This is a genomic window from Micromonospora sp. CPCC 205546 (assembly GCF_036902715.1).
Classification (GTDB): Bacteria; Actinomycetota; Actinomycetes; order Mycobacteriales; family Micromonosporaceae; genus Micromonospora.
This window is the reverse complement of the sequence record NZ_JBAKHL010000126.1, coordinates 1-8,094: the sequence shown is the minus strand read 5'-3', so window position 1 is coordinate 8,094 and position 8,094 is coordinate 1. Positions and strand designations below refer to the sequence as shown.

Here is an 8,094-nt window from a genome sequence, read left to right as displayed (position 1 = left end):
CGATCCGACTTCACGCGACCGGCCTCGTCGAGGCGCCCCGGGCCGGCCGCCCCGCCGCCCTGCGCGCCCGCGCCCGTCGCCGCCGCGTGCCCCGACAGGTCGACCCGGACGCCGCCGGGCGTCCCCGTCCCCGCGCGCCAGGTCGGCACCCCTCGGCCGCGTAGCACCGCCGCGCGGCCGATTCCGCCGTCATCCGCCCGTCCGGCGAGTCTTCCTACCGCCGGCCGGCGATCCGGAATCGGACCGAGGGGTTCATCCATGCTCGCCTTCGCACCTCTGCACGACGCCGTCGGCGCCGCCGGCCGCGCGCTCACCTGGATCACCGCCCTGCTCGAACCGCTGGCCGGCGACGCGGCCACGGCGGCCGCCATCGTCGTGCTCACCGTCGTCGTCCGGTTGCTGATCTCGCCGCTGACCCTGGCGCAGGTGCGCGGGGAGCGGCGCCGCGCGGCGCTCGCCCCCGAGGTCCGCGAGCTGCAGCGGCGGTACGCGGACGACCCGACCCGGTTGCAGGGCGAATTGTTCGCGCTCTACCGGGCCAACGGCGCCAACCCGGTGTCCGGCTGCCTGCCGTTGCTGCTCCAGGCCCCGGTGCTGCTGGTGACGTACCGGCTCTTCGCCACCGCCGACGGCGGCACCGGGCTGCTGGCCGAGCAGCTGGCCGGCGTGCCGTTGGGCCATCACCTCGGCGACGGGTGGGGCGGCCGGGTGCTGCCGCTGTTGCCGTACACGACGGTGCTGGTGGCGCTGGTGCTGCCGCTGGCGGCGGTGATCTACCTGGTCACCACCACCGCCTGGTCGGCGGGGGAGCAGGCCGTGCTGCGCCGCCCGCGCCCGGCGCCGGCCCGTTGACCGGTTCACGTTTCGCCGCTGATCCCGCTGATCTCGCTGATCTAGCTGGTCCTAGGCGTGTGGAAGGCGGGTGAAGCTGACGAACACACTGCCGCCGGAACGCTGATACCTGTGCGGCATCAATATGCCTGTGGGGTATCGAGGATCAGGGACTGTACCGCCGGTCGTCGCCGAGGACTCCGTTGTGCCGGGCCCGCGCCAGCTCTGGACAGAAACAGTTAACACTCCTAATAATAGGCATCAATGTCGATGCCGATGAATGGCGTCCGGTGGTGGAGGGTGTCGTGAAACGATCCAGATCTCTGGTGTTCTCGCTGGTCACAGCCGTAGTGGCGGCGCTCGGTGCGGTGTGGGTGGCGATGCCCGCGTTCGCCGCCGGGGTCAGCGCCAGCTTCGTCAAGACGTCCGACTGGGGATCGGGTTGGGAGGGCAGGTACACGATCACGAACGGGGGCGGCTCCACGGTCGACGGCTGGAGCGTGGTCTTCGACCTGCCGGCCGGCACCACCCTCGGCAGCTACTGGGACGCGCTGCTGACCTCCTCGGGCCAGCGGCACACCTTCACCAACCGGTCCTGGAACGGCCGCATCGCCCCGGGCTCCTCGGTCTCGTTCGGCTTCCTCGGCTCGGGGCCGGGCGCGCCCATCAACTGCCAGCTCAACGGCGCGCCGTGCGGCGGCGGCGCCAACCCCACCACCGCGCCGCCCACGACCGCACCCCCGACGACCGCACCGCCGACCACGCCGCCCCCGACGAGCCCGCCGCCGAACACCGGCCTGCCGAAGCACATCCTCACCGGGTACTGGCACAACTTCGACAACCCCGCCGTCGAGCTGCGGCTGCGTGACGTGCCGGCCGAGTACGACGTCGTCGCGGTCGCCTTCGCCGACGCCACCGCCACCCCCGGCGCGGTCGCCTTCGCCGTCGATCCCGGCCTCTCCGCCGCCCTCGGCGGCTACACCGACGCCGACTTCTCCGCCGACGTGCGCACCCTCCAGTCCCGGGGCAAGAAGGTGATCATCTCGGTCGGCGGCGAGACCGGCCGGGTGGCCGTCAACGACGCCGCCTCCGCCGCCGCGTTCAGCGACAGCGTCCACGCGCTGATCCAGCGGTACGGCTTCGACGGCGTCGACATCGACCTGGAGAACGGGCTGAACCCGACCTACATGGCCCAGGCGCTGCGCTCGCTGCGGGCCAAGGTGGGCTCCGGACTGATCATCGCGATGGCCCCGCAGACGATCGACATGCAGTCCCCGGAGAGCAGCTACTTCAAGCTGGCGCTCGACATCAAGGACATCCTCACCGTCGTGAACACCCAGTTCTACAACTCGGGGGCGATGCTCGGCTGCGACCGCAACGCCGCGTACGCCCAGGGGACGGTGAACTTCATCGTCGCGCTGGCCTGCATCCAACTGGAGGCCGGACTCCGCCCGGACCAGGTCGGCCTCGGCCTGCCCGCCGGCCCCGGGGCGGCCGGCGGCGGCATCGTCGCGCCCTCCGTGGTCAACGCGGCGCTGGACTGCCTGTCCCGCGGCACCAACTGCGGCAGCTTCCGCCCGCCGCGCACCTACCCAGGCATCCGCGGCGCGATGACCTGGTCGGTCAACTGGGACGTGACCAACGGCAACTCCTTCGCCCGCACCGTCGCCCCCCACCTGAAGACCCTCCCCTAACCCACCCACCCCACCCCAGGGTCGATCATGCAGTTGTGGTGGTCCACAGATGCCGCGTAAGCGGTCACGCCGGGCACCACAACTGCATGATCGCGAGGGCGGGTGGGGCGGGGGAAGGGTGGGGTCAGGGGGTGGCGTCGGCGTGGTCTCGGTGGTGGGTGCGGCGGCGACGGGTCTTCTTGATCACCCACCAGGCGATCATCACGACGAAGACGGCAATGATGCCGTAGTCGAACCACTTGCTGTACTGCTCGATCTGCTGCCAGCGGGAGCCGAGCGCGTATCCCAGGCCGACGAAGAGCGCGTTCCAGATGCCGCTGCCCAGCGTGGTGAACGCGATGAACTCCGGCAGCGGCATCCGGTTGGCCCCGGCGGGGATGGAGATCAGGCTGCGGACCACCGGCATCATCCGGCCGAAGAGCACCGCCCACCGGCCGTGGCGTTCGAACCAGCGGTCGGCCTTCTCCAGGTCGTCGAGGTCGACCAGGGGCAGCCGGTCGAGCCAGCGCTTGAGCCGGTCCTCGCCGGCGGCCGCGCCCAGCCAGTAGAGCACGAGCGCCCCGCCCAGGGAACCGGCGGTGGCGGCGAGCCCCACCAGGACGACGTTGAACCGTCCCTCGCTGGCCAGGTAGCCGGCCATCGCCAGGACGATCTCGCTCGGGATCGGCGGGATGATGCTCTCCAGGGCGACCAGCAGGGCCACCCCGATGGCGCCGGCGGCATCGATCACCCCCGCCACCCAGCCGGTGAGGCCGCCGAGTTCGGTCGGGTCGACGTTCTCGGCGAGTGCCATCACGATCCTTTCGGCCGGGTCCGATCGGATTCATCTACCCCCCGGCCCGGCCGTCACACCTGCCCGTGCGCCGGGCCACCCGCGTTCAGCCGTGCGGGTGCAACTCCGCGTCGGCCGGCCCCCGCCGCCAGCCGGTGAATCGGACCCGCAGGCCGGCCCGGGTGGGGGAGCAGCAGTACGGCCCGGCGATCGCCACGGCCTGCGCAGGCAGCGGGGCGAGCCGGACCAGCCGCCACGGCTCGTCGTCGGCCCGGGCCCGTACGGTGAGCGCGTCCCCGGCACGGCTGGCCCGGACGGTCACCTCCCGCCCGGCCCACAGCGGCACCGGCGCGACCGACCAGTCGGAGACCTCCCGGGTCACCACGGCGCCGACCTGCGGCTGGCCGTCGCTGACCTCCACCCCGGCCTTGACCCAGTTCCGCTCGTCCATCCGCACCAGCACCCCGGCCTGGTCGAACTGCTCGCCGTAGTCGAGGACGAAGCTGACCTCCACGGCCTCGCCGGCGGGCAGCGGCGCGAGCAGCGCCGGGGCGTCGTCGTGGACGAAGCCGTACGAGGTGTGCCGCCACAGGTCGCTGCCCTCGGCCGGCTGCACCAGCAACTCGCCCGCCGGCCCGCCCTCGACCAGCACCGGCTCGTTCCACCACTCACCCTCGGCCCAGTCGACCGGCCGCCGCGCGTCACCCATGCCGGCGACGGTACCCGGTCCGTGACCCCTCGGTCGCGCTGTGCGCCCCGCGCTGCGACGACGAGCCCACCGGAGCGGATCATCCTCCCGCCTACTTGACGGGCTTCGATATCCCGTCGAAGGTGGGCCCGACCGCGGGTGCCGGCACGTCCGTCTGTGCTGTGGCGTCCTGCCGGTGCCGGGGAGACCGAGAGAAGGGCGTGGCGTGACGGGAAAGATGGCGTGGAGGCGGCTTCGGGCGCTGGCGGTGACCGTGGCCGTCCTGTGTGGACTGGCGCTGGTGCCCGCGCAGCCGGCCTCCGCTCAGGTGGGAGCGATGATCCAACCGGTGGGCGGGCGCGTCACCGGGGTGCTCGCGAACAGGTGCGGCGCCACCGACAGCGACCACTACGGGGTGGACATCGCGGGGAACAACGCGACGGCGATCGGGGCCGCCTACCCCGGCACGGTGGCGTTCGCCGGTTGGACCTCCGGCGGGGGCAACATGGTGACGCTCTCGCACGCCAGTGGCTACCAGACCCGCTACCTGCACATGGCGCAGCAGCCCGTGGTCGCCGTCGGGCAGCAGGTCGGGCAGGGGCAGGTGCTCGGGTACGTCGGCAGCACCGGCAACTCCACCGGCCCGCACCTGCATTTCGAGATCCGCCGCCACGGCGCGGTCTACGACATCGCCCCGGCGTACGTCTGCGGCGGCACGGTCACCAAGGGCGCCCCGATCAACCTCGCGTTCGCCGACCTGGCGCCGGCCAACGCGGCCCCCGACCGGTTCGCGTTCGTGAACGCGGCGGGTGTGTTGTACGCGAAGGACGGCGCGTACTCGCCGTGGCAGGCGGTGAATTCCGGCGGGGCGACGAAGGTGGTGCTGGCGGGTAACCGGATCGCCTGGGTGCAGGGCGGCAATTTCTATGTCAAGGACGGCATCCACGGCGGTTGGTTGACGATGGCCGGGGGTGGTCAGGTGCGGGACGTCGCGGTGAGTGGTGAGCGGTTCGCGTTCGTGAACGCGGCGGGTGTGTTGTACGTCAAGGACGGCGTGTACTCGTCGTGGCAGGCGGTGAATTCGGGTGGGGCGACGAAGGTGGTGCTGGCGGGTAACCGGATCGCCTGGGTGCAGGGCGGCAATTTCTATGTCAAGGACGGCATCCACGGCGGTTGGTTGACGATGGCCGGGGGTGGTCAGGTGCGGGACGTCGCGGTGAGTGGTGAGCGGTTCGCGTTCGTGAACGCGGCGGGTGTGTTGTACGTCAAGGACGGCGTGTACTCGTCGTGGCAGGCGGTGAATTCGGGTGGGGCGACGAAGGTGGTGCTGGCGGGTAACCGGATCGCCTGGGTGCAGGGCGGTGACTTCGTGATCAAGGATGGCATCCACGGCGGGTGGCTCACCATGGCCGGGGGCGGACAGGTCAGCGACGTCGCGGTCGGCAATGACGACTGGTTCGCGTTCGTCGGCGGCGGGAGCTTCTTCGCCAAGCAGGGCGTCTACGCCGGGTGGCTCACGATGGCCGGCGGCGGGCAGGTCCGCGACGTCGACATCGTCACCTGACCGGCCGCGCACCAGCCCGCCGGGTGGTGCGGCGGGAGCGTGCCGCACCACCCGGCGGGGGCGGGCCGGGAGCGTGGCCCGCCCCCGCCGACCGGGCCGGCTCGCCCGGCCTCGGTGTTTGCGGGGAGCCGGGATCGGAGACATAAGCCCGGCATGGCTGACAGGTGGTACTCGGAGGCGGTCGTCTACTGCCTCGACATCGACACGTACGCGGACTCCGACGGCGACGGGGTCGGTGACATCCGGGGGCTCATCGGCCGGCTGGACTATCTCGCCCGGCTGGGCGTGACCTGCCTCTGGCTGCACCCCATCCACCCGTCACCCAACCGGGACGACGGCTACGACGCGACCGACTTCTACAACGTCGACCCGCGCTTCGGCACCCTCGGCGACTTCGCGGAGCTGCTGCACCAGGCGCAGAACCGCGGCATCCGGGTGATCATCGACCTGGTCGTGAACCACACCTCGGACGAGCACCCGTGGTTCCAGTCCGCCCGCTCCTCGCCCGACTCGCCGTACCGGGACTGGTACGTCTGGTCCGACCACGAGCCGGCCGACCGGCACCAGGGCATGGTCTTCCCCGGCGAGCAGCACGAGACCTGGACCTACGACCGGACCGCCAAGGCCTGGTACTACCACCGGTTCTACAAGTTCCAGCCGGACCTGAACATGACCAACCCGGCGGTCCGCGCCGAGGTCAAGAAGATCATGTCGTTCTGGCTCCAGCTCGGCGTCTCCGGCTTCCGGATGGACGCGGTGCCGTTCATCATCGAGCTGACCGAGCCGGGCAACCCGAACTCCCCGAAGGACTTCGAGTTCCTCACCGAGCTGCGCCAGCACGTGCAGTGGCGCCGGGGCGACGCCGTCCTGCTCGCCGAGGCCAACGTCGAGCCCGACCAGCTGCCGACCTTCTTCGCCGACAGCGGCGGCTCGGGCAACCGGCTGCACATGCTCTTCGACTTCATGCTCAACGGGCGCCTGATGCTGGCGCTGGCGCGGCAGGACCCGGAGCCCATCATCGAGGCGCTGCGGGACACCCCGGCGCTGCCCGAGGGCGGGCAGTGGGCCACGTTCCTGCGCAACCACGACGAGATCGACCTCTCCCGGCTCACCGCAGAGCAGCGCAACCAGGTGTACGCGGAGTTCGGCCCGGACGAGAACATGCGCATCTACGACCGGGGCATCCGCCGCCGGCTCGCCCCGATGCTCGGCAACGACCGCCGCCGCATCGAGCTGGCGTACGCGCTGCAGTTCTCGCTGCGCGGCACGCCGGTGCTGCGCTACGGCGAGGAGATCGGCATGGGGGAGAACCTCTCGCTGCCCGGCCGGGAGGCGATCCGCACCCCGATGCAGTGGTCGTACCAGCCGAACGCCGGCTTCTCCACGGCCGACCCGGAGAAGCTGGTCCGCCCGGTGATCGACAAGGGCGACTTCTCGTACGAGAAGGTCAACGTGACCGCCCAGCGCAGCGACCAGAAGTCGCTGCTCGCCTGGTTCGAGCGGATGATCCGTACGCTCCGGGAGGCTCCCGAGGTGGGCTCGGGGTCGACGACCCACATCGACGTGGCGATGCCGCCGGGGGTGCTGGCGCATCGGGCCGACGGCCGCGCCGGCACGATGGTCTTCGTGCACAACCTCGGCACCACCGACGCCGAGGTGGACCTCAGCATGCTGGAGCCGGAGGCGGACCTGCCCATCGACGTCCTCGCCGACCGCAACTACGGCGACGTCGGCAAGCTGGACCGCCTGAAGGTGGCCGGCTACGGCTACCGGTGGATCCGCCTCTGCCGCCCCCGCGGTTTCTGACCGGTCACTCCCGCCAGCCGGCCAGCTCGACGCCCTTGGCGAGTTCGACCCGGAAGCCCAGGGTGATCTCCCCGCTCTCTCCCGGCCCGAGCGGCAGCCGCCAGGTCAGCTCGCCCAGCTCCGTACGCTCGGCCGGGGGCGGGACGAGGGAGGGTTCCCGGACGACCACGGCCTCGTCGCGGGACACGGGCACCTGGTCGCGCACCTCCACGGTGGCGGGCCGGGGCGTGTGGTTGGCCACGGTGATCCGGTACTCCACGTCCCGTCGCCGGGTCGACCCGAGCGCGGCCCGGGTGTCGGAGCGCCGGCTGAGCTTCCGCTCCACCCGCACCCGGTCGTCCACGCCGAGCGCCAGTTCGGTCTCCTCACCGGGGGCCCACGTCGTCAGCCGGGTGGCCGCGACGAAGTCGGCGCCGTGGAAGACCGCCGCGGGGCCGGGGAGCAGCGTGTGCGACGAGGTGTTGCGTACCGTCGCACGCAGGTGCGCCTCGGCCGCGCGGACCGGCACGGTCACGTGGTCCAGCCGGGCGGGCAGCTCCAGCACGGCGATGGTGGCCCGGTGGGCGCTGCCGTCGGCCGGCACCGCGACCGGGCGGGCCGGCCGGTAGGTGGCCGCGGTGACGCCCTGCTCGACCGTGGCCGTGCTCTCGCGCACCTTGGGGCGCGGCGGGCCGGAGCGGGCCGCCGCGCCGGCGGGCGCGGCGCCGGGGGCCGCGGGCGCCGGCATCGCGCCGAAGCT

Annotated in this window: 8 protein-coding genes; 5 read left to right on the top strand and 3 right to left on the bottom strand. The window is 72.1% G+C overall.

The genetic code is table 11. The features are described from left to right. The first annotated feature begins 2 nt into the window (after positions 1 to 2). From V6U77_RS29175 to V6U77_RS29165, 3 genes are all read left to right on the top strand, one after another. Positions 3 to 164: a DUF6412 domain-containing protein gene (locus tag V6U77_RS29175; protein ID WP_334609967.1), complete on the top strand. Its 162-nt coding sequence runs from the start codon at positions 3 to 5 to the stop codon at positions 162 to 164. A 94-nt stretch (positions 165 to 258) separates the two neighbouring features. After that, positions 259 to 852 (top strand): YidC/Oxa1 family membrane protein insertase, encoded by a 594-nt coding sequence (locus tag V6U77_RS29170; RefSeq protein WP_334609966.1) that lies wholly within the window; start codon positions 259 to 261, stop codon positions 850 to 852. A gap of 284 nt (positions 853 to 1,136) precedes the next feature. Further along, positions 1,137 to 2,525 carry a chitinase gene (locus V6U77_RS29165; RefSeq protein ID WP_334609965.1) on the top strand — a complete coding sequence of 463 codons (1,389 nt, stop codon included), beginning with the start codon at positions 1,137 to 1,139 and terminating at the stop codon, positions 2,523 to 2,525. A gap of 124 nt (positions 2,526 to 2,649) precedes the next feature. Here V6U77_RS29165 and V6U77_RS29160 read toward each other — a convergent pair whose 3' ends face one another. Both V6U77_RS29160 and V6U77_RS29155 read right to left on the bottom strand, forming a co-directional pair. Further along, the gene (locus V6U77_RS29160) at positions 2,650 to 3,318 is read right to left on the bottom strand and encodes a DedA family protein (protein WP_334609964.1); all 669 of its coding nucleotides are present in this window, start codon (positions 3,316 to 3,318) and stop codon (positions 2,650 to 2,652) included. Between the two features lie 85 nt (positions 3,319 to 3,403). After that, the gene (locus tag V6U77_RS29155; RefSeq protein ID WP_334609963.1) at positions 3,404 to 4,006 is read right to left on the bottom strand and encodes a DUF1349 domain-containing protein; all 603 of its coding nucleotides are present in this window, start codon (positions 4,004 to 4,006) and stop codon (positions 3,404 to 3,406) included. Between the two features lie 316 nt (positions 4,007 to 4,322). Between V6U77_RS29155 and V6U77_RS29150 the strand changes: the two genes are divergently transcribed. Beyond that, complete coding sequence (locus V6U77_RS29150) at positions 4,323 to 5,549, top strand: M23 family metallopeptidase (RefSeq protein ID WP_334609962.1); 1,227 nt, start codon at positions 4,323 to 4,325, stop codon at positions 5,547 to 5,549. Positions 5,550 to 5,702: 153 nt separating this feature from the next. Then, complete coding sequence (locus V6U77_RS29145) at positions 5,703 to 7,355, top strand: alpha-amylase family protein (protein WP_334609961.1); 1,653 nt, start codon at positions 5,703 to 5,705, stop codon at positions 7,353 to 7,355. 4 nt (positions 7,356 to 7,359) lie between these two features. On the opposite strand, the gene V6U77_RS29140 is transcribed toward V6U77_RS29145, so the two are convergent. Beyond that, a partial coding sequence (locus V6U77_RS29140) for a DUF4139 domain-containing protein (protein ID WP_334609960.1) occupies positions 7,360 to 8,094 on the bottom strand: 735 nt, incomplete at its 5' end.